16 protein-coding genes and 1 tRNA gene are annotated in these 20,036 nt (G+C 55.7%); 7 read left to right on the plus strand and 10 right to left on the minus strand.

The window, feature by feature from the left end; translation table 11 throughout:
- Positions 1–336: 336 nt before the first annotated feature.
- The 3 genes from ACR0IU_RS16170 to ACR0IU_RS16180 form a co-directional block, all read right to left on the minus strand.
- Positions 337–1,782, minus strand: a complete 1,446-nt coding sequence (locus ACR0IU_RS16170) for an IS1182 family transposase (RefSeq protein ID WP_170361226.1) — start codon at positions 1,780–1,782, stop codon at positions 337–339.
- A 201-nt stretch (positions 1,783–1,983) separates the two neighbouring features.
- Entirely contained in the window at positions 1,984–3,492 is a 1,509-nt protein-coding gene (locus tag ACR0IU_RS16175; RefSeq protein WP_216602361.1) for a DUF1214 domain-containing protein, read from the minus strand.
- 104 nt (positions 3,493–3,596) lie between these two features.
- Positions 3,597–5,273 carry an alkaline phosphatase family protein gene (locus tag ACR0IU_RS16180; RefSeq protein WP_170361224.1) on the minus strand — a complete coding sequence of 559 codons (1,677 nt, stop codon included), beginning with the start codon at positions 5,271–5,273 and terminating at the stop codon, positions 3,597–3,599.
- 14 nt (positions 5,274–5,287) lie between these two features.
- Between ACR0IU_RS16180 and ACR0IU_RS16185 the strand changes: the two genes are divergently transcribed.
- A complete protein-coding gene (locus tag ACR0IU_RS16185) occupies positions 5,288–6,409 on the plus strand; it encodes a helix-turn-helix transcriptional regulator (protein WP_170361222.1) in 1,122 nt (373 codons plus the stop codon).
- Positions 6,410–6,732: 323 nt separating this feature from the next.
- Here ACR0IU_RS16185 and ACR0IU_RS16190 read toward each other — a convergent pair whose 3' ends face one another.
- From ACR0IU_RS16190 to ACR0IU_RS16205, 4 genes are all read right to left on the minus strand, one after another.
- Positions 6,733–8,289, minus strand: a complete 1,557-nt coding sequence (locus ACR0IU_RS16190; protein WP_170361220.1) for a relaxase family protein — start codon at positions 8,287–8,289, stop codon at positions 6,733–6,735.
- A complete protein-coding gene (locus ACR0IU_RS16195; RefSeq protein ID WP_226689051.1) occupies positions 8,286–8,756 on the minus strand; it encodes a plasmid mobilization protein in 471 nt (156 codons plus the stop codon). The genes ACR0IU_RS16190 and ACR0IU_RS16195 overlap by 4 nt, the downstream gene beginning before the upstream one ends.
- The gene (locus ACR0IU_RS16200) at positions 8,753–9,610 is read right to left on the minus strand and encodes a hypothetical protein (protein WP_170361218.1); all 858 of its coding nucleotides are present in this window, start codon (positions 9,608–9,610) and stop codon (positions 8,753–8,755) included. Before ACR0IU_RS16200 ends, ACR0IU_RS16195 begins: the two co-directional genes overlap by 4 nt.
- A 155-nt stretch (positions 9,611–9,765) precedes the next feature.
- Positions 9,766–9,842 (minus strand) — tRNA-Arg (locus tag ACR0IU_RS16205).
- Between the two features lie 115 nt (positions 9,843–9,957).
- Here ACR0IU_RS16205 and ACR0IU_RS16210 point away from each other — a divergent pair.
- Both ACR0IU_RS16210 and ACR0IU_RS16215 read left to right on the plus strand, forming a co-directional pair.
- Positions 9,958–10,983 (plus strand): LacI family DNA-binding transcriptional regulator, encoded by a 1,026-nt coding sequence (locus tag ACR0IU_RS16210; protein ID WP_311201791.1) that lies wholly within the window; start codon positions 9,958–9,960, stop codon positions 10,981–10,983.
- Between the two features lie 6 nt (positions 10,984–10,989).
- Positions 10,990–12,204, plus strand: coding sequence for a winged helix-turn-helix domain-containing protein (locus ACR0IU_RS16215; protein WP_480716974.1), 1,215 nt, complete (start codon positions 10,990–10,992; stop codon positions 12,202–12,204).
- Between the two features lie 8 nt (positions 12,205–12,212).
- On the opposite strand, the gene ACR0IU_RS16220 is transcribed toward ACR0IU_RS16215, so the two are convergent.
- Together ACR0IU_RS16220 and hpaR are read right to left on the minus strand one after the other, a co-directional pair.
- The gene (locus ACR0IU_RS16220) at positions 12,213–13,109 is read right to left on the minus strand and encodes a helix-turn-helix transcriptional regulator (RefSeq protein ID WP_170542412.1); all 897 of its coding nucleotides are present in this window, start codon (positions 13,107–13,109) and stop codon (positions 12,213–12,215) included.
- Between the two features lie 153 nt (positions 13,110–13,262).
- Positions 13,263–13,697 carry a homoprotocatechuate degradation operon regulator HpaR gene (hpaR, locus tag ACR0IU_RS16225; RefSeq protein ID WP_480716975.1) on the minus strand — a complete coding sequence of 145 codons (435 nt, stop codon included), beginning with the start codon at positions 13,695–13,697 and terminating at the stop codon, positions 13,263–13,265.
- Between the two features lie 149 nt (positions 13,698–13,846).
- Here hpaR and ACR0IU_RS16230 point away from each other — a divergent pair, with 149 nt between their 5' ends.
- Positions 13,847–15,256, plus strand: a complete 1,410-nt coding sequence (locus tag ACR0IU_RS16230; RefSeq protein ID WP_480716976.1) for a pyridoxal phosphate-dependent decarboxylase family protein — start codon at positions 13,847–13,849, stop codon at positions 15,254–15,256.
- On the opposite strand, the gene ACR0IU_RS16235 is transcribed toward ACR0IU_RS16230, so the two are convergent.
- Complete coding sequence (locus ACR0IU_RS16235) at positions 15,253–16,395, minus strand: DUF3095 domain-containing protein (protein ID WP_480716977.1); 1,143 nt, start codon at positions 16,393–16,395, stop codon at positions 15,253–15,255. The two genes, ACR0IU_RS16230 and ACR0IU_RS16235, sit on opposite strands and share 4 nt — an antisense overlap.
- Positions 16,396–16,541: 146 nt before the next feature.
- Between ACR0IU_RS16235 and ACR0IU_RS16240 the strand changes: the two genes are divergently transcribed.
- The 3 genes from ACR0IU_RS16240 (at position 16,542) to ACR0IU_RS16250 (ending at position 19,900) form a co-directional block, all read left to right on the plus strand.
- The gene (locus ACR0IU_RS16240; protein ID WP_480716978.1) at positions 16,542–17,714 is read left to right on the plus strand and encodes an MFS transporter; all 1,173 of its coding nucleotides are present in this window, start codon (positions 16,542–16,544) and stop codon (positions 17,712–17,714) included.
- A gap of 15 nt (positions 17,715–17,729) precedes the next feature.
- A complete protein-coding gene (locus ACR0IU_RS16245; RefSeq protein WP_480716979.1) occupies positions 17,730–18,764 on the plus strand; it encodes a glycosyltransferase family 4 protein in 1,035 nt (344 codons plus the stop codon).
- 113 nt (positions 18,765–18,877) lie between these two features.
- The gene (locus ACR0IU_RS16250) at positions 18,878–19,900 is read left to right on the plus strand and encodes an aspartate-semialdehyde dehydrogenase (RefSeq protein WP_480716980.1); all 1,023 of its coding nucleotides are present in this window, start codon (positions 18,878–18,880) and stop codon (positions 19,898–19,900) included.
- Positions 19,901–20,036 lie beyond the last annotated feature (136 nt).

Here is a 20,036-nt window from a genome sequence, read left to right on the forward strand (position 1 = left end):
ACAGCGCACCCTGCGCCACCTGCCTCGGTCCCATCATTGCTAAGTCCTCCACTCTCAAAACGAGTGAATCAGCGCCAGACCAACCAATCAACCGACTTTTTCAACACTATCTCCGCATTGCAGACCTTGATGTGGCGTGCGGCGAAGGTCCGCTGAGCGGAGAGGCTGTGTGGAAACGGGCTAGGTTCGTGCAGCTTTCCCCGGGGTTGGGTGTTGGAGCGTATTTTTTCGATTTGTCCTCTTTGATCTTTCAGATTTGGCCAGAGTGCCGTTTCTGAGGCCATCGGGACGATTTAGCTTCTTCGGGATGCTGTTTTTTGGCCAAGGAGGCGCCTTTTAGGCTTTCATCGCGGCAACCAAAGCCGGGATGCCGATGATCTTCATGACACGGGTCAAGTTGTAGGCAAGAACGTGCAGGGCCATCTCCGTGGCAACGTTTTTCAACCGTCTCATCTTGAAGTGTGTAGCTCCCATCCACGATTTTATCGTGCCGTAGGGGTGCTCGACGGTCATGCTGCGAACAGCCAGTTGGGTGGGGTCCTGGTCCAGCCGATGCTGTACGCGTTCCAGCACGTCTTCATGTTCCCACCTGCGAATGCGGCGCTGTTTGCTAGTGGTGCACTTGTCCTTGATGACACAGCTTTCGCAATTGCTCGACCAGTAGACCCTGATAGCTTTGCCGTCCTGTGGCCCCGTGAACCGGTAGCTCAGTTGCTCGCCAGCGGGGCAGATATAAACGTCGTTCTCCGCATCATAGGCAAAGTCGGCTTTGTCGAACTGGCCCCGGGCTCCGGCATTCGAGGTTTGAGGCTTGGGAACGACGACAGAGATACCGGCTTCTTCGCAAGCAAGGATTTCCTCGCTCTTGTAATACCCCTTGTCGGCTATGGCCTCGATCCGATCCAAGGCCATCGCATCGCGCGCAGCCGCCGCCATCATCGACAAGGCATCCCTGTCATATCCATGCATGGTGACTTCATGCGCGACGATCAGGTGGTTCTCGGCTTCAACCGCCGTCTGTACGTTGTAGCCAACGACGCGGGGCATGCGGGGCGTTGTGGCCATGGATCGCGCGTCAGGATCGCTCAGAGACACCTGCGTTTCGCCGGTTTCATCCATGCGTCTCTCGATTGATCTGTAGCGCGCCGCTTCCTTTTGCAGATGTTCCAGCTTTCTCAGCGTGCGTTCCATTCGTGCCGCGGGCAACACGGTGCCGGTCTGTTCAAACACCTCGTCCGCGCGATCCAGTTCACCCAGATAGCGCTCAATGGCCTTGTCGATCTCACCCAGCTTCTGGCGCAGCTTGCCGCGCGTGTAGTTCTTGGCCTTGGCATTCACCGCCTTGAACCGGCTGCCATCGATGGCGACCAGGTTTCCATCCAGCAGATTGATGTCACGGCATAGAGCGACGAACTGTTGGCATACCTTGCGGATCGCCGGACCGTTATCCTTGCGGAAGTCGGCAATCGTCTTGAAGTCGGGCTTCAATCGGCCCGTCAGCCAAATGAGTTCCAGGTTGCGGCCGCACTCCCGCTCTAGCCGCCGCGAAGACTGAATTTGGTTCAAGTATCCGTAGAGATAGACCCGCAGCATAAGTCCAGGATGATAACCAGGCCGACCGGTCGCGGCTGGTGAGGTTTGGAAACCCAAATCCGCCAAGCTGAGCATATCGATGAATGCATCAATCGCTCGGACGGCGCTGTCTTCGTCAACATAATCGTCCAGACATTCGGGCAACAACATCGCCTGATGTCGATCCACGCCTTCGATAAACTGCCCCATGGAATGCCTCCACATCCAATGCCGAAAGCATACCATCTCTCCGGCAACAGCGGGAGTTTTCACACAGCCTCCGGACAAAGCTGACCTACGTACAGTTTTGGTGCATGGCTGCTCTCAGAGACTTCATTGAAAACACTTTTTTGCTAACACAGAAAAAAATGACGCCAGATGCCCATTTCGCCCGGCGCCCAAGCCAAATTATCAGTCGGAAATATTCTCCACATCTCCAAGCATCCAGCCAGTTTCCATCCAGCCCGGCGTCGGGCTGTAAAGACGGAAGAGCAGGAAGTAGCTTTCTGTCGTCGGGATCCAGTTGCTTTCTTTGCCCTCCGGCGCTTCGGGGCCGAAATAGATGTCATAAGAACCATCATCATTGACCTGCATCGTGTCTTCATTTCGCGACGACAAACCGACAGGATCAACATTGCGGATAAAGCTCTTCGTCTCCATTGAGTAAACAATGACTGACCACAGGTTGTCCGCAGGCGTATCCGCAGGAACGTTCAGCTTGTAGGTCTTGTTATGGTCGTACATCTCGCCGTCGCTGTCGCGCAGACCCGTAAGGTAGAAGGTTCCGCCACCCAGTTGTTTGGGCAGGTATGTGATCCAGAAATAGGTACCACCAGCCCGGTCATCGACCAAAACCTCGGTGTCTGTCTCATACGGGAAACCTGCCTGTGGTTGCCCTTCTGCAAAATCCCAGACCAACCACTGGTTCTTGAGCGAGCCATCCTCGTTCTTCCACAACGGGATAGTTGCAAGGCCAGGCTCGACAAAATACCGCTGCATAGAGGCATAGGCCAGAACCAAACCTTCGTTCATCGCCTTCATCTGACGCTCCGTCGGCTCGAACGGCTTGCCCTTTTCGATGCCCAGATCCTTCAGGAAATTGATCATGATCTTGTCCTGCGGACGGATCGGGTTGTTCTGAACATAGTCGTTCAGATCCTGAAAGTAGGTCTCGTTGTAATAGGGCAGTGAGTCATAAGGCACTTCAGATGCCTCGTGATAAGTAGTCGGAGGCGGGTTGTCGGCCTCGGACAGGTAGTAGATTTTGATGGTCTGGGCATATTCCGCCGCATCAAGATCCGTGGCCCCGTTGTAAAGGCGTGGACGAAAGGAGAAGCCGGATTCAAAGGTGTCCGTCTCAAACGGGAAGTAGCCAGCAGCTTCCAGCTCTTCCAAGGACTTCTCGTTATATCCCGGGGGCAGCAGCAAGTATTTGCCGCCCTTACCCTTGTCGAACCCATCTGGCCCAACATCAGCAATAGGCTGATCCCATGCATTTACGATAGACCCGAAATAGTCGACCTTGTCGTTGGCTGCAGGAACCTCGATCACCAGCGGACCGGGCGCGGACGTCATTGAAGCCCATGAATAGGCCGTCACGTCGTTGGCGGTTAAGAAACCATGTCTGGAATCAAATGGTTTGTTCAAATAGACAACATCATTGTAATCGCCGCCGAGGTCGCGCCTGATCCCTTTCAGGAAGTCAATCATACCCGCCGCTGGCATTCCCCAAAGGGCAGTCTGCGTCGCACGCTGAACCATGATCTGATATTCGATATCTTCGACCTGTGCAGATCTCGCAAGAATATCACCTGTATCATCAAATGTCTGTTGAGCGTTGACACTCGGGACCACGGCGCCAGAGCCCAGTAGACCGGCAAGGGCCGCAGAACGTACAAAGGTTTTTATTGGCTTGAACACGGTTGTGTCTCCTCAGATTAGGGGGCGCAGAACCCCAAAAGAATTGGGTATCACCGGCATTCCTTTCCGATAGGGATTGCCAGGTGGATTCTCATATTGTCGAATTAGTTTTCGAACACCTCGAGCAAAATCTTACCACCAGCCCCCGTCGGGGCCTTGATCCCCAGATATGCAGCAATGGTAGGGGCAAGATCGACGGTTTCGACGCGGCGAACCACACGCTGAGCTTCGATGTTTGGGCCAGAAACGATGATGGGCACATAAGAGTCATACGGCCAGGGCGCACCGTGCGAGCCGGCGACAATCAGTCCATCCAGATCGGCAACGAACCAGTGCGGTTCAAAAACGATATAGATATCGCCGGACCGATCAGGGTGGAAATTCGCCTCGACCGCCCGGTTTACAAGTGTATCGCCGACCAGTCCGTTGCGCAGTTCGGTTGCGCCGACAGCAAAGGCAATCCCTCGGATCTTTACCAGCTCTTCGGCAACAGCACGCTCAACTTCCAGCTCATTCAACCCGCGCTCTCTGATCAGTTCCTTGTTCAGGTACAGATAAGGCTGTGAGAAGTTTGCGATCAGTTCCTTGGAAACACCAAATTGTTCCTTCAGCCGGTTAAAGCCCGGTTCTCTATCAATTGCGTTAAAATCGAAATACTCCGCTTCAATCCCGATTTCGGCCAAGGAACCCGGAGTTTCCGACGCGCCGTGATCCGCAGACAAAACGATCAGCACATTATCCAGACCAATCGTCTCATCAACATAGGTCAGGAAAGCGCCCAGTTCCTTGTCGAGATGTTTCAGATTGTCCTCGGATTCAAGGCTGGAGGGGCCAAAGATATGGCCCACGTAATCCGTCGAAGACAGGCTGACTGCCAGATAGTCGGGCACATCATCCTGACCGATGTCTTCCGCTTCGATCAGGGCCTTGGCAAAGTCCAACGTCAGCGCGTCCCCCGCTGGGCTGATTGTCAGCAATGTTGTGTAATAATCTCCGTCAGCCGGTCCAAACGAATGGGGGAAAACACGGCCGAACTCGCCCATGATGGTTTCCCATTCCTGATTGTCCCGGTTCGCAAAGAGATAGTTTTCTTCTGGCAACAGCAGGTTCCAGTCGCGGAACTCATAAGAGCGGACCTTCCCGGAATCGTTCCACTCTTCGACCCAATCAGGATAATCTTCCCGGTAGTAGGTGGAGGTTACAAAGCCATAGTCAGATTTCGAAAACCAATAGGCCTGCCCCGCATGCCCTGCCATCGAAATCGCGCCGCGGTCCTTGACCGACACACCAAAGATCTTGGCCTCTGGCCCGTAATGCAGCGCGATTTCGTCGCTGATGGTCGAGGTAATAATCGAGCGCGGCGACCGGCCATCGGTGGTGGCTGCACGTTGCGTCGGGTCGATCTCGCTGTCCTTGTCAACGCCACTGGCACCAACAAGCGGGTAATCGGCATCCTGCACGTTATAGAATTGCTGCCCGGTCACCCGATCAAACCAAAGATTGGCCACCATACCATGCACCGAGGGGTCCGCCCCGGTTGCGAGTGTCGTGTGGCCGACGATGGTTTCCGTGTTCGCGTGGCGATGATGGGCATCTGCATAGTGAACGCCCTCGTTAATCAGCCGAAAGAAGCCATCTTCGCCCATACCCTTGCTGTAGCGTTGAATCAGATCACCGCGAAGCTGGTCAACCGTAAGCTGAAGTATGAGCTTGGGCGCCTCCTGTGCAAGAGCAGGTGCCGTAATGGTCATCGAAAGAGTTATTAACCAGAACCGCAACATGACTTTTCCTCCTGATGGTTCACGCGCGCTACGTTGCGCAGTTAAAGTTCGCCCACCTTGTAGTTGATAGCGCATTCATGCTGAATGCGAGTGTCATTTCACGACAGGTTTCGCAGGAGCTCGATTTGTCACTGCCGCCCATGATCGCCGCCAAAGCTCTTGGCCCCATGCCAGACTTTGTTCTGGAGCAATTTGGCGCGCGCACTCTTGGAAAGGCCCTTGCTGCCTCTGCCCTTACCCAAGAGTTAATTGATCACAAGAAGGGCTATCTGCCGGAAATGTCCTTCGCGAACTTTGTTGCCAGGATCTGTCAGGAAGTTGGCGGCAAGAATGTTGGTCTGATGTGGGCACCCAACCTAACCGTTCGGGACTATGGCTTATGGGGCGAATACGTCCTCTCGGCACCGACTTTAGGACAAGCATTACAACGGGCAGGTTCGATAATGCCGCTGCACTCTTCTGCCGACCGAACCACACTTCGGTATAATGGAAACCTTGCTTGCTATGGGTACAGGTTTGGTCTGCGCCAGCATCACGTGTATCCAGAGATTGCTTATTCAGCACTTGGTTCCATGCTCAGCATCTTTCGCCACTATCTTGGGCGTAAGTGGACTCCGAGTGCAATCAAATGCGATTTTCCGAAACCGAGAGTTGCCGATGATGCAGAAATCACATTCGGCTGCCAGGTGAGCTGGAACACAGGACGTCTGGAAATCTGCTTCCCAAAAGTTGACATGGCGACATCTTCAGGGCCGTGTCCGGGGAAACCGATCACAGTTTACGATCTACATCGCGAAATCGCACCAATTGCGCCTAAAAGCTACGCGGACGTTGTCATTGCCGTTTTGAGGCAGCATCTCGATTCCCAAAAAGTGTCGCTGGACCGCACGGCACTGGCGCTCGACATAGGACCTCGCACTCTACAACGCCGGCTGCTTGCCGAGGGGGAGAGCTTTCGGTCGGTGGTGAACCGAGCCAAAGTTGACCGAGCGAAAGAAATACTGGCTACCAAACAGTTCACCGTTCAAGAAGCCGCCTTTGAGCTCGGGTACGAAAACCCTCAGAATTTTTCCCGTGCTTTCAAAAATCAAACCGGCATCACGCCGAGTCAGTATTCGAGGGTCAAGGGAAACTGAGCCAGCTTAGAGAAGAAAAATCTGTTCATTTCTTCTCAGCTATAAAGCGCAAAAGGATGTTCGCGGGTCGTTTCATCAGCTCTATCTAACCACTGCCAGACATGCTGCCCGAAGCCGGCTATTCAGCAATTCCTGCCATTTGTGCAAATTGCAGCATCTGTCGTACTAGGCTCTTTCGAGCTCTTCGCTGCATTCTACATGAAGTTCCGGTTTATCCGCATACGCACCCAGCAAAGAAATCGCAGACGTGTGGTGAATTGCTGCAGAACGAATCTAAGATTCCCACTGCAGACCCTCGAACCACGCCAACATTTGCAGTTAGATCAAAGCGAATGTCCGGCGCTGCGGTGGCTATCTCTCGCGTCTAGCTCTCGGTCAACCGCTTCTCGGCGTCTTTCGCTAGTTTCCAGCTGGTCTCTAACCCCGCCTGCAGCGTCGCGTAATTCTGCTCCTCGCGCAGCAAGTCGGCCAATGTGGTGACGGACGTGAGATGTGATTTCATCAATAGCGCCACGCAATGCGCCAAGCCATTCACCTTGCTTTCGATCCTGCTGGTCGAGCGCTTCTCCAAGGCGTGCAATTCCTTGGCTGAACTCTCGCAGGCCGTCACCAACCGCTCGACGGATGCGAGCAATTCGCGTTCCAATGCTGTCAGGGTCTGTGTCATCTAGGGTTCCTTGATCTCGATACAGATGACCGGCGTCCCGGCCATGGTGCAGGTCTTCAATTCGGTCCGGTCGGGGTCCAGCGTCACCCATGTCTGCCCAGCCTGTTCGATCCGTGTCAGGCCAAGCCTCGTCATCTCCGAGCGCGTGATCAAACCCGTCCAAAACCAACTCGCGATCAGCACTGTCGCGATCCAGGATGAGACCATCACCACGATCACCCAGGGTGAGATCGTCAACCAGCGCCTGATCGTCTCGCTCCGCCTCTCCAACTCGCTCCTGCTGTCGCTCAGAAAGAACCTGATATCGGTCTCGATTGTATGCAGCGCGCTGGTCGCAATGCTGCTGAAATCGCTCCTGAAGCTCTCCAGTTGAGATGCCATCAAGGCGGCGTGGTCGCTGCGTACTGTCTCCAGGTCCGCGTTCAATTTCTCGGCGAGGCGGTTCGGCTTGCCAGTCGTCATGGAAAATCTCTCCTTTCAAACGCCAGCGCTCGCCGGTGTCAGGGTCTTTGGCGGTGATGTAATTCTTGCTGGCACGGGGGATATCAAAGCCTGCATCGGCCAAAGCATCGATCATGCTGGCGCGGTCGGTGATGGTGCCGACGCTGATCTGATCGAGGATCCAATCGTGCAGCGCTTCGCGACCTTGCGCGCGCGTCGGCGCTTCAATCGTCGCCCTCACTTCGCGAGTGCGATCTGGCTCCAAAGGGTCTGCCCAACCGTGCGTCTTGTTCATCAAATCACGCAGGCTGGAAAAGGCGTTTTCATGGCCTGGCGGTGCGATGTTCAACGCCTTGCCCGTGCTCAGCTCAAGGCGTGGCGTGCAGAAGTGCAGCTCGACATTGCCTTCATGCGAGTGGCGCACCCAGAGACAATCGTATTGATCCCTGTCCAGCCCAGCAAAGGCCAGAGCCTCAAATAGCTCAATGGCCTCTTGCTGGGCGGCGGGACTGGGATCGTCGCTGTCGGCAAAGCTGATCACACCTGCCGTGTAGCTCCATTTGTTGGAGCTCGCATCGATAAGGTCGCGGGTTTGGTCGGGGTTACCGTGCAGCACCTCAGGCAACGGGTCGCGGATCTTGGTTTGCGGTTTACTGGTGTCGTCGCGGATGAGGTGGCGGTTCTCGTCATAGGCAAGAACTTCACGCGCTGTCAGGTAGTCGACGGGTGCGGCTCCGCCGCCTGTGCCGGTGGAAAAGAACGAGATGATCATTCGCCACCGCCCGTGTGTGCCGCCACGATCTGCGCCATCTGCCGTTCGATGGCCACTAGCTGCACCGCGACCTTGAGCGCGTCGATCTGGCTCGCGCGGCCGGATTTGACCGCGCCGTTGATCCAGCGGGAGAGCTGATTGAGGTTGCCGCCGACGCGGGCAATCGCAAAAGTCAGCTTCGGGTCAACTCGCGGGACGGGCTTGCGCCGACGTGCCTCGGTTAGCCCCAAGGCCTCACGCATCAGCGTGGCATTGGGCAGGCCAGCCGCGCGCGCCTTGGCCACAAGCGCTGCCTTTTCCGACGGTGTGCATCGAAAGATCACGCTCTCGGAAAGGCCCTCTTTGACGCCGCTTGCGTGCGTCTGGTTGGGGTTTGAAGGGGAGGCTTGCCGCCCCTCACAAGACCCGCCGATGTAATCGGTGGGTAACCTTGCTCTCTGCTCTTTGTGGGGGTCTGTCGCACTCATGCTCTGAGCCCCGCCGCTTCGATTTCAGCTGAGCTGACTAGGTTCGCGGCTAGCAAAGCGGTCACTTGGCCGGGTGTTATGTGGCGGCAAAGGGGATGCTTGTCCGTGACCCAGTCGGCCAAACCTTTCAGCAATTCCACCTCTTTGGCTTTGCCCGCTTCTCGCGCCTCCTCAACCTCCTGAAGGTATTTCAACCAACGGCCAGAGGAGAACCAATTGTCGGAGAAGCACACCTTGGAGCGGGTGAAGCCTTCGCTCTCGGTCGCATAGGTCCGCACGGCGTCCTCGAGGTCTTTGGCGTCCACTCCGTCGGCCAGCGCTTGGCGGATCTGCGAGTTACAAACCGCTTTGCCGCGAACGCGATCCTCGGGATAGGCGGACAAAATCTTTTCTGAAACCTCATCCTCCACCGCTACCTTCGCGTGCGAAGGATTTGGTTTTTGATATGGTTTATATCTGTTCTTATAGGATTTGCCCTCTGGGGCAGATGGCTTGCCCTCAGGGGCAAATGCATCATTTTCCCTTTCGGTCGGATCGATTTGCCCATTTGGGCAAATGGAGTTGCCCAGGGCATACCAACAGGTCCGGTCATAGCGATCATCGCTGAAATTGCCCTTGATGATCAGCTCTGCACTGACCAGCTTTTCGAGCGCTGTTCGGATCTGCTTTTCGCTCAGATAGGGGAACAACTCACTAAAGGCCGAGATCGAATTGTAAGTCCAATACCGCCCGTCTCGATGGTTGCGGCGATTGGCTTGGTTCTTCTCGATCCAGAAGGTGATGTTCTGGAAAATCACCGCCGCGTTCAGGCCAACACGTCCCGCGATTTCGGGATCAAAGCTATGGCGGCTCATGATTGGCCCCCGAAATACGCACAAACGTGCGAATTTTGTACAGGTTTTGTACGAGAAATCGGTCGTTTCAGTCGATTACGGCCCGAAAGCTGACGGGACTTTTTGCAGTCTTCCGCACAACGTCCTGTAAATAAGCCATATTTTTCAGGTGGTTTTGGCGACCCCGGCAGGATTCGAACCTGCAACCTGCCCCTTAGGAGGGGGCTGCTCTATCCAGTTGAGCCACGGGGCCGCGTTTCGCTTTCTGTAACCGGGTTTATTCGGATTGTCATCGGCTTTGCACAACAGTTGAACAGATCACCCTGTTCACGCTACCATCCCGGAAACAAACAATGCAGGTATCCCCGGTGACAATAGAAACAAAACGCCCGCTTACCCTTCGTGATGTTTCGGAAGCGTCCGGAGTGTCGGAGATGACAGTCAGCCGGGTGCTACGCAATCGAGGGGATGTATCGGACGCCACCCGTACCCGAGTTCTGGCTGCTGCGAAGGAATTGGGATATGTGCCCAACAAGATCGCCGGTGCCTTGGCATCAAGCCGGGTGAACCTTGTGGCAGTGATCATTCCATCGCTGTCGAACATGGTTTTCCCCGAGGTTCTGACAGGCATCAATCAGGTACTGGAAGATACTGAACTGCAGCCGGTGGTCGGTGTCACGGACTATCTGCCTGAAAAGGAAGAAAAAGTGCTGTACGAGATGCTCTCGTGGCGGCCTTCGGGCGTGATCATTGCCGGACTGGAACATACTGAAGCCGCCCGCGCCATGCTGGATTCGGCGGGCATTCCGGTGGTCGAGATCATGGATACCGATGGCAAGCCGGTCGATGCCATGGTGGGCATTTCCCACCGCCGCGCCGGGCGCGAGATGGCCCAGGCTATTCTGAAGGCGGGTTATGAACATATCGGCTTTATGGGAACCAAGATGCCGTTGGACCATCGGGCCCGCAAACGGTTCGAAGGCTTTACCGAGGTGCTGGGCAAGCACGGGATCGAGATCGAAGATCGCGAGTTTTATTCGGGCGGCTCAGCGCTGGCCAAGGGCCGAGAGATGACGCATGCCATGCTGGAACGTTCGCCTGAGTTAGATTTTCTTTATTATTCCAACGACATGATTGGCGCGGGTGGGCTGCTTTATTTGCTGGATCAGGGGATAGACGTGCCGGGTCAGATTGGCCTCGCCGGGTTCAACAACGTCGAGCTGTTGCAAGGATTACCGCGTAAGCTGGCGACGATGGATGCCTGCCGAACCGAGATCGGGCGCACCGCTGCAGAAATCATCGCGGCAAAGCTGGCCGATCCAGAGTCAGAGGTTGATACCCGTGTCACCTTGACCCCTAAGATCAGCTTTGGTGACACGCTAAAACGACGCTAGAATCCCATGACCCTGCAACGCCTGAACAACCGCCAAGCGCGGACAATGTTCATGGATCGCCACGCGTTGCTGGAGCAACCGGCAGGCGGTTCTAAAGGTGAGGATCTGTTGCGATTGATCCACCGCCTGGGTTTTGTGCAGCTCGACAGCATCAGCACAGTCGCACGCGCCCATGATATGATCCTGTATGCGCGCCGACCAAGCTATCGGCCGCGCAACCTCAAGCGACTTTACGAGCGTGATCGGGCGCTGTTCGAACACTGGACCCATGACGCTGCCGTTATCCCGATGGATTTCTATCGCCATTGGCACCTGCGGTTCCTTCGCGATGCCGACATGCTGAAAGCCCGATGGAAGAACTGGCGACGTGATGGCTTTGAACAGAGATTCGAATCTGTTCTTCAGCACATTCGCGATCATGGTCCCGTGGGATCATCCGATGTGGGCAAAGATGAAAAGAAGGGGTCTGGTGGTTGGTGGGATTGGCATCCGTCAAAAACTGCGCTGGAATACCTTTGGCGATCCGGGGCGCTGACTGTAATCGGTCGTGAGGGGTTTCAGAAACGCTATGATCTGACGGAGCGGGTTATCGACACCCAACTTTGCCCCGGCAGCATAGCGTGCGACGTAGATGCAACCGTGGATTGGCTTTGTAACGCGGCACTCGACCGGCTGGGCTTTGCCACGTCAGGAGAGCTGGCGGCATTTTGGGATACCGTCAGCGCCAGCGAGGCAAAGGCGTGGTGTGATCAGGCTCTGACAAAGGGAATAATCGCAGAAATATTCGTAGAGTGTGCGGATGGGAATGACCGCAAAGTCTTTGCACGGCCCGAAATATGCGAACAGGTGGCAGCGCTGCCAGAAGCGCCCGGTCGGATCAGGGTTCTTAGTCCTTTTGATCCCATGCTGCGCGATCGTAAACGCGCGGAACGCCTATTTGGGTTTCATTATCGCATCGAAGTGTTCGTTCCCGAGCCCAAGCGCATTTACGGATACTACGTCTTCCCCTTGATGGAGGGAAACCGTATGATCGGCCGTATCGACATGAAGGCACACCGTAATTACGGCAATCTGCATGTTCGGGCAATGTGGCCCGAGCAATCCGTCCGCTGGTCCGATGCAAGAACCCGACGGCTGGAAGCAGAACTTGACCGGGTTCGACGATTCGCTGATCTAGACACCATAGAATTCGCTAGAAACTGGCTGAAAGACCCTAAATAGAGCCTGTTTTACCTCAAGAACCCATGTTCTTCGACAAGCTCCATCAGATCTCTGATCGACTCATTCTCGGTCCGCCCGGATGTATCCAGCTGAGCGTTCGCACGCCCGTACAATGCCTCGCGACTGGCGAGTATGCACTTGAGCTGCTCCATTGCTTTTGGATTTCCTGCCATGGGACGTTCGTCGCCTTGCGCGCGCACCCTTTCCATATGCTCGGTGGGTGTGGCCCGAAGCCAGACGGTGTGAAACCGGCTCAGCAATGTCGTATAGGTCGAAGGCTCTGAAACGATCCCACCAGCGACGGCAAGAACCATTCGATCATCGGCGGCAATGACCCGGTCCAACGCTTGCGCTTCGAGGTTGCGATATCCCTCTTGCCCGTAGAAGGCCATGACTTCAGCCAATGGCATCCCCGACATTTCTTCGATCTGAGCCGTCAGTTCCACAAAGGGCAGCTTAAGCGCAGCGCCAAGCAAAGCACCCAGCGTTGATTTTCCCGCGCCACGTAAACCGATAAGACAAACCCGCTGTGCCCGAGCATTCTCAGCAGGATCGGGACACAGTGCCCTCATGACGTTGTCTTTGACGTCATCGCTGGCCTGCCGGAACAGTTCGAGCATCTGCAAATCATCCGAATCCCAGGGATCTTCTTCGCCGATCAGCCATTCGGCTTTGTAATCCAGAGCCTGCGCAATCCGATGCAGTACTCCGATCGAGATATTGCCCTCCCCAGCTTCGAGTTGTGCCAGATACCGGGGCGAAACACCCGAGCTTTCCGATAAAACCCGGCGCGGAATGCCGCGCATTTGCCTGGCCTTCCGCACACGCGCTCCAACGCGCTCGCTCAAATCCTGCGTGGCGAATTCTTTAGGCTGTGCCGGTTTTTGCGGCTTGGGCCCATCCATCTTTGTCAGACCGTTTGTTCCAAGTGACCCTCAAGCTACGACGCTAGAACGACGCGGGCAATCGATATTGTACAAGCTCAGGAACCGATGCAGGAGTTGCTGCCCCAAAAACAAACAAACAACCATTGTTTAGAGTCTATCCAGCCTGAGTAATTAGCTTTTCAATTCGTGTAGTTCGCTCAAAAGATTCAGCAGTGTTTCGTGTTGCTCAGCCCCCATCAATTCGCGCGTTTGTGCCGCCAACCGCAACATTTCCGGCAAGTTGGCGTGAATGATCTGCATTCCTTCTTTGGTGATTTCGACGATCTGGCGACGACGATCTTTTTCGACGGCCTGCCGTTTGATCAACTTTTTATCTTCCAGCTTTTTCAGAATCCGAGTCAGGCTGGGAAGCAACAAACAAGCGCGTTCTGAGATCTGCGTGGGTTCTTGCGGACCTTCTTCTTGCAAGACGCGCAGAACGCGCCATTGTTGCTCAGTTACCCCTGCGTCAGCTAAAACACCACGTATCGGCCCCATCACCTTTTCGCGCGCACGCAACAAGGCAATCGGCAGTGATCGAGACGTCAACGGCAAACTATTCGTCATGGTTAATTTTGACGCGACTCCCTTTGTTTCGCAATAGATTGCTAAGTTCACGCAAACTTGCAGGGCTGGATTTTAATTAACTTGTTCATTAATGGTGAGTCGAAGTGATTATTCAGCAGGCAGATCAGATTAGCCGCAAGGAGACCGCAATGAATTGGGACGAATTTTCCGTATGGGGCAAAAAAATCGCTGATTGGACACAAGATTATCACCTGACCGTTGGCGACAAGCCCGTTCGTGCAAGAACTGAGCCTGGCGATATTCTGAACGCCCTACCCGCCCATCCGCCCGAGCATGGTGAAGCAATCGAGAGTATTTTTCGCGATTTTGAACAGATCGTGATGCCCGGTATCACCCATTGGCAGCACCCCCGATTCTTCGCCTATTTCAACTCGAACGCGTCTGCGCCGTCGGTGCTGGCTGAATTCCTGGCCAGTGCCATCGCGCCGCAATGTATGCTGTGGCAGACCTCCCCCGCCGCGACCGAAATGGAAACGCGGATGATGGATTGGCTGCGCGAGGCGCTGGACCTGCCTGAAGGATTTGCCGGGGTCATACAGGATTCCGCCTCTTCGGCGACGCTAGCGGCTGTGTTGACCATGCGCGAAAAGGCAATGAACTGGCAGGGAAACAGCCAGGGTCTTTTTGGCCAAAAGCCACTGCGTGTTTATTGCTCGTCCGAAGTACATACCTCAATCGACCGCGCCATTTGGGTTTCGGGGGTCGGACAAGACAATCTTGTGCGCATTCCTGTTCAAGGTGATTGGCGTGGGATGGATCCAAACGCGCTTGAAGCAGCGATTCAGTCTGATTTAGACTCTGATTTACAGCCGGCTGGTGTGATCCTTTGCGTTGGTGGAACAGGAACCGGGGCGACTGATCCGGTGGATCGCTGCCTTGAGATCGCACGTAAATACGGGCTCTATTCGCATGTCGACGCGGCCTGGGCCGGCTCTGCAATGATCTGTCCCGAATATCGCAATTACTGGCCGGGCATCGAACAGGCTGACAGCATCGTCTTCAATCCGCATAAATGGCTAGGTGTCCAGTTCGATTGCTGCGCACATTTCTTGAAGAACCCCGATGATTTGGTCCGCACGTTAGCGATCAGCCCAGAGTACCTAAAAACCCATGGGAAAGACGGAATCATCAACTACTCGGAATGGTCGGTGCCACTGGGCCGTCGGTTCAGGGCATTGAAGCTGTGGTTTGTCATCCGAACCTACGGGCTAGTGGGGCTGCGTGAACGGCTGCGCAATCATGTCAACTGGTCGGTCGCGCTGCATGATCAACTGGCAGCTGAGCCGGACTTTCAGATCGTCACACCGCCAATGTGGTCGCTGTGGACCTTCCGATATGAGCCGCAGGGCGCCACCGACCTGGACGACCTGAACTTGCGACTGGTGAACGCGATTAATGATGACGGGCGGATTTATCTGACCCAGACCCGTGTGGACGGTGATTTGGTCATCCGCTTTCAGGCCGGGCAGTTCGAAACCACTGAGAGCGATGTATTGATGGCATATGACGTGATTACAGAAATCGCACGCAGTCTTTAGGCCCGCATCACAGCTGCGGCCTGCGCGTAGCCGCCTGAGGCACCGTCAACGAAGTGCACATGGTCATCGCTCATTGCAGAGGGCACAAAGCAGGTCATCATCGCCTCTTGCTGAGAATGCAGGCCGTATCGGATCTTACCGCGTGCCTGAGCGTCTTCCAGCATCCAGGTGATCTGCTCCAACGTGGATGGGTCACAATCCAATGTCATTTTCAATCCGTCATCAAATTTGCGAAAATCCGCGTTGCGGCTGACCATTTCTTTATAGTGATTGGGTTCGAACTGGCCCAATCTCATACCGGTTTTGAACAGAAGACCGATCAGCATATTTTCGATCATCAGCCGTATCTTCTGAACCAGCAGATTGCGCCCAGCGCGTGAGACATGGGCATCGATATCAATACCTGGCGGAGGAAAGCTCATCGGCGGTCCGTTTTGGGGAACCGGATGACCGGCCCGGTCCAACCCTTCGGCGATCGATAAAACGGATTGGCTCAAAGCCGCGAAATCGGCCTCGCTAGACTCTAATGTTGGCTGAATGACCAGAGATACGATCTGACCGTGGCGGGCCGGACTGTTGGACCAGCGGCAAGACAGGCCCGTCAAGTCGGGCTGCGCGTCAGGTCCAGCCGGTGGAATGGTGAGGTTCCCGGATTTCATCTGCGCCTCGGCCCAGGCCAATCCACCGCCTGTAAACATCGCATAGTCAACACCAGTAGAGGGCGCATAGCGGGCAACGCGCAGATCGCGTCCAACTGCGCGGATGTCAGCTACCGAAACCAGCCCTGCGCGCAAAGTGATCGCAAATTCTGTTTCGGCCCAACTCTGCAAAGCCGCCAACGTTTCGCGCGCTATCTTGGCATCTTCGCCCGGCACTGCAAACCCGGCCCCATCGCCGCCAAAGACATAAGGAAATACACGACCTCCCAGCGCGTTGATCATGCCTGAAATAACCGCAGCACCAACCATGTTGATGGTTTTGTAACGGCCACGCGCGATCTCTCCGGTCGAGTCCACGATATCCGCGACTCCCAAAACCCACGTATCAGGCAAAGGTGTAAACTGCACCGGATCGCTCAGTCGCAGGAAGCTGTCTGAAATAGGGACTGAGTCATAAAATAAAGAGTCGGAAGGGGGCATAACACTCTCTGAAATTCCCAAAACTGCTTTCAAGATAGCCCAAATGTGAAGGATGTCTGCCCCTTTCGCACCACCCCGAGCGCTTGTGCAGACCTGCACAACGTGCAAAGCATCTCGGCAGGGCATACGGGCAATAGAGGCGGCAGATGCAGACAGGCTTGATAGTTTTATGTCTGGCTTACGTCCTCAGCCAGTTTTTTCGCGCCTTCCTGGCCGTGCTGACTACCGATCTGGGCAGAGACATCGGGGCCACGCCCGAAGACCTGGCATTTGCGTCGGGGCTTTGGTTTTTGGTTTTTGCCGCAATGCAAATCCCGGTGGGCTGGGCTCTGGATCGTGTCGGCCCAAGGCGCAGCTCTGCGATGCTGTTGCTGATTGGCGGCGCAGGCGGGGCTGGCCTGTTCGCCATCGCAACCACTCCGTTTCATGTTGCGCTGGCCATGGCGCTGATCGGGGTTGGCTGTTCACCTGTCCTGATGGCGTCTTATTATATCTTTGCCAGAGAGTTTCCACCTACCAAGTTCGCCACCCTCGCCGCAGTAATGCTGGGCGTTGGGTCAGTCGGCAATCTGGTGGCCTCTTACCCAACGGCTCTGGCGGTTGAGCTTATGGGGTGGCGAGCGACTTTGGGTGGTTTGGCGATCATTTCAGGCGTGGTGGCTGCAGGGATCTGGCTGACGGTGCATGATCCCAATAAGGTCGAGACCGAACACAAAGGATCGGTTCTGGACCTGCTGAAAGAGCCCGCCCTCTGGACCATCCTGCCACTTATGCTGGTGGCCTATGCGCCCTCTGCGGCGTTGCGCGGTCTCTGGGCAGGGCCTTATCTGCGCGATGTATTTGACCTCAGCACTACTCAGATCGGGCAGGCAACGCTGATCATGGGTGCCGCGATGATTGCGGGCACCTTTGTATATGGGCCTTTGGACCGCATCCTTAAGACCCGCAAATGGGTGATCTTCGGTGGCAACGCCCTGGGCGCAGCAACTTTAGGACTGCTGTGCCTTTGGATTGACGGGGGCGTCTGGCTCTCGGTCTTTCTGCTTGCGGTCATCGGTTTTCTGGGCGCCAGTTTTCCGGTGATCATGGCCCATGGCCGCGCTTTTGTACCCCCGCATCTGGTCGGGCGGGGCGTCACCCTGCTGAACCTATTCGGCGTCGGCGGCGTTGGTCTGGCGCAATTTGCCACCGGACGTATCCATGCCGCCAACGCCGGGATCAGCCCCGCCGCGCCGTATACTGCGATTTTCGGCTTTTTTGCTGTCACCCTTGCCATTGGTTGTGTGATCTATCTATTCAGTCGGGACAGCGTAGACTGAAACCGGAGACCGCCTGTGCAAGATATTGAGGTGATTGCACCCAATCTGAAGCATTCCCTATCGGGCGTGACGACTACGGTGATCCGGCTGCTGCCGATTCAAGAGAAAATGATCGGCATCCGCGCCACCGGCCCGGGCCTGCCTGATGATTTGCCCCACATTAGACTCTGGAAACTGCTTTTTCTGCCCAATCGCAAGCGGGTCTGGCATGCGCGGCGAAACACTGAGATGCTGATGGGTCTGATCCTGCGTTCGGTTTTTCGGCGCAACTACAAACTTCTGTTCACTTCGGCCGCGCAGCGCGATCACTCCGGATTTACGAAACGGCTGATCTCTAAAATGGATGCGTTGATCGCCACTACGCCTCAGGCCGCTTCATTTCTGGAGCATCCCGCGACCGTCATCATGCACGGTGTGAACACCGAACTGTTCCATCCCACCGATGACAAACACGCTCTGCGCCAGAAGCTTGGCCTGCCAGACGGCCTGTTGATCGGCTGTTTTGGCCGTATCCGTCCTCAGAAAGGGGTCGACTTGCTGGTCGAGGCCGCCCTGCAAGTGCTGCCCGATCACCCCGATGCGCATATCATCTTCACCGGGCGCGCCACAAAAGAGTTCGAAGATTTTCAAGCCGAGCAGGAGCAAAAGCTGCAGAACACCGGGCTGGGCGACCGCGTTCATTTTCTGGGTGAGCGCCCTTGGGATGAGATTGTCGAGACTTATCGGGCGCTTGATCTGTTCGTGGCCCCCGCACGACACGAAGGTTTCGGCCTGACCCCGCTTGAGGCGATGGCCTCGGGCGTTCCAGCCATAGCCTGCCACGATGTCGGCGCGTTCAGCGCGCAAATCAAGGATGGCGAGACTGGACGACTGGTCGAAAAAGATAACGCCCAAGCACTGGCCGACGCGCTGGAGGATATGTTGCGCGACCGCGCCGCGCTGGCCGACGCCGGGCAAGTCGCCCGCGCCCATGTCGAACAGAATTTTCGAATCGAAGGCGAAGCGCAGGCAATTGTCGAGGTTTATCGATCCTTGCTGAAACAACCCTGAACGGTACTGAACTGTGTCATATCGGTGTGACGGGGTGAAATAAGCCGAAACGCCTCTTTTTTCTTTGCCGCAACGCGGCTATGAACGCGCGTCCTTAACTTTGGAGACATGAAATGGGCTATCGCGTCGTAGTCGTCGGCGCCACAGGAAATGTGGGCCGCGAAATGCTGAACATCCTGGCGGAACGCCAGTTCCCCGTCGATGAACTTGCCGCACTGGCAAGCCGTCGTTCACTGGGTACCGAGGTTAGCTTTGGCGACACGACACTCACGACCAAGGACCTGGATACTTTCGATTTCACCGGATGGGACATGGCGCTGTTTGCCGTGGGTTCCGAGGCGACCAAAGTCTACGCCCCCAAGGCGGCGGCAGCTGGCTGCGTGGTGATCGATAACTCGTCGCTCTATCGCTATGACCCGGACATTCCGCTGATCGTGCCGGAATGTAACCCGCAGGCGATCCACGACTATAAGAACAAGAACATCATTGCCAACCCCAACTGCTCGACCGCGCAGATGGTCGTCGCGCTGAAGCCGCTGCATGACCGTGCACGCATTAAGCGCGTGGTTGTCTCGACATATCAATCAGTGTCGGGTGCCGGTAAGGAAGGCATGGATGAGCTTTGGGATCAGACCAAGGCCATCTACAACCCGACGACCGAAGTTGAGCCGAAGAAGTTCCAGAAGCAGATCGCTTTCAACGTGATTCCGCAGATCGACGTCTTCATGGAAGACGGTTCAACCAAGGAAGAGTGGAAGATGGTTGTCGAGACCAAAAAGATCGTCGACCTGTCGATCAAGGTCACAGCCACCTGCGTCCGCGTTCCGGTCTTTGTTGGCCACTCTGAGGCCGTAAATATCGAGTTCGAGGAATTCCTGGACGAAGACGAAGCCCGCGACATTCTGCGCGAAGCGCCGGGCATCATGGTGATCGACAAGCGTGAAGCGGGCGGCTACGTCTCGCCCATCGAATGCGCGGGTGACTTCGCCACCTTCATCAGCCGTATCCGCCAGGACTCGACCATCGAGAACGGTCTGAACCTGTGGTGCGTGTCCGACAATCTGCGCAAAGGCGCAGCGTTGAACGCAGTTCAGATTGCAGAATTGCTGGGCCGTGAGGTTCTGAAAAAGGGCTGAGGCTGCACAATTTCGAAAGTCGATTAAACCCCGCTGCGCCGTCAGCGGGGTTTTTCTTTTTTGAGGACAAATGGGGCGTCAGCCCGCAGGACTGCCGACGCCCGTTGCTGATAAAAACCCGCAACGACCATCGATC

The sequence above is a fragment of the Ruegeria sp. CL5 genome, assembly GCF_056536485.1.

Excerpts from the sequence above, each read along its gene's own strand:
- ACR0IU_RS16170 (WP_170361226.1), bottom strand. The coding sequence starts at position 1,782 with ATGGGGCAGTTTATCGAAGGCGTGGATCGACATCAGGCGATGTTGTTG.
- ACR0IU_RS16180 (WP_170361224.1), bottom strand. The coding sequence starts at position 5,273 with ATGTTGCGGTTCTGGTTAATAACTCTTTCGATGACCATTACGGCACCT.
- ACR0IU_RS16185 (WP_170361222.1), top strand. The coding sequence starts at position 5,288 with ATGGTTCACGCGCGCTACGTTGCGCAGTTAAAGTTCGCCCACCTTGTA.
- ACR0IU_RS16190 (WP_170361220.1), bottom strand. The coding sequence starts at position 8,289 with ATGATCATCTCGTTCTTTTCCACCGGCACAGGCGGCGGAGCCGCACCC.
- ACR0IU_RS16195 (WP_226689051.1), bottom strand. The coding sequence starts at position 8,756 with ATGAGTGCGACAGACCCCCACAAAGAGCAGAGAGCAAGGTTACCCACC.
- ACR0IU_RS16200 (WP_170361218.1), bottom strand. The coding sequence starts at position 9,610 with ATGAGCCGCCATAGCTTTGATCCCGAAATCGCGGGACGTGTTGGCCTG.
- ACR0IU_RS16215 (WP_480716974.1), top strand. The coding sequence starts at position 10,990 with ATGACCCTGCAACGCCTGAACAACCGCCAAGCGCGGACAATGTTCATG.
- ACR0IU_RS16220 (WP_170542412.1), bottom strand. The coding sequence starts at position 13,109 with ATGGATGGGCCCAAGCCGCAAAAACCGGCACAGCCTAAAGAATTCGCC.
- hpaR (WP_480716975.1), bottom strand. The coding sequence starts at position 13,697 with ATGACGAATAGTTTGCCGTTGACGTCTCGATCACTGCCGATTGCCTTG.
- ACR0IU_RS16230 (WP_480716976.1), top strand. The coding sequence starts at position 13,847 with ATGAATTGGGACGAATTTTCCGTATGGGGCAAAAAAATCGCTGATTGG.
- ACR0IU_RS16235 (WP_480716977.1), bottom strand. The coding sequence starts at position 16,395 with ATGCCCCCTTCCGACTCTTTATTTTATGACTCAGTCCCTATTTCAGAC.
- ACR0IU_RS16240 (WP_480716978.1), top strand. The coding sequence starts at position 16,542 with ATGCAGACAGGCTTGATAGTTTTATGTCTGGCTTACGTCCTCAGCCAG.
- ACR0IU_RS16250 (WP_480716980.1), top strand. The coding sequence starts at position 18,878 with ATGGGCTATCGCGTCGTAGTCGTCGGCGCCACAGGAAATGTGGGCCGC.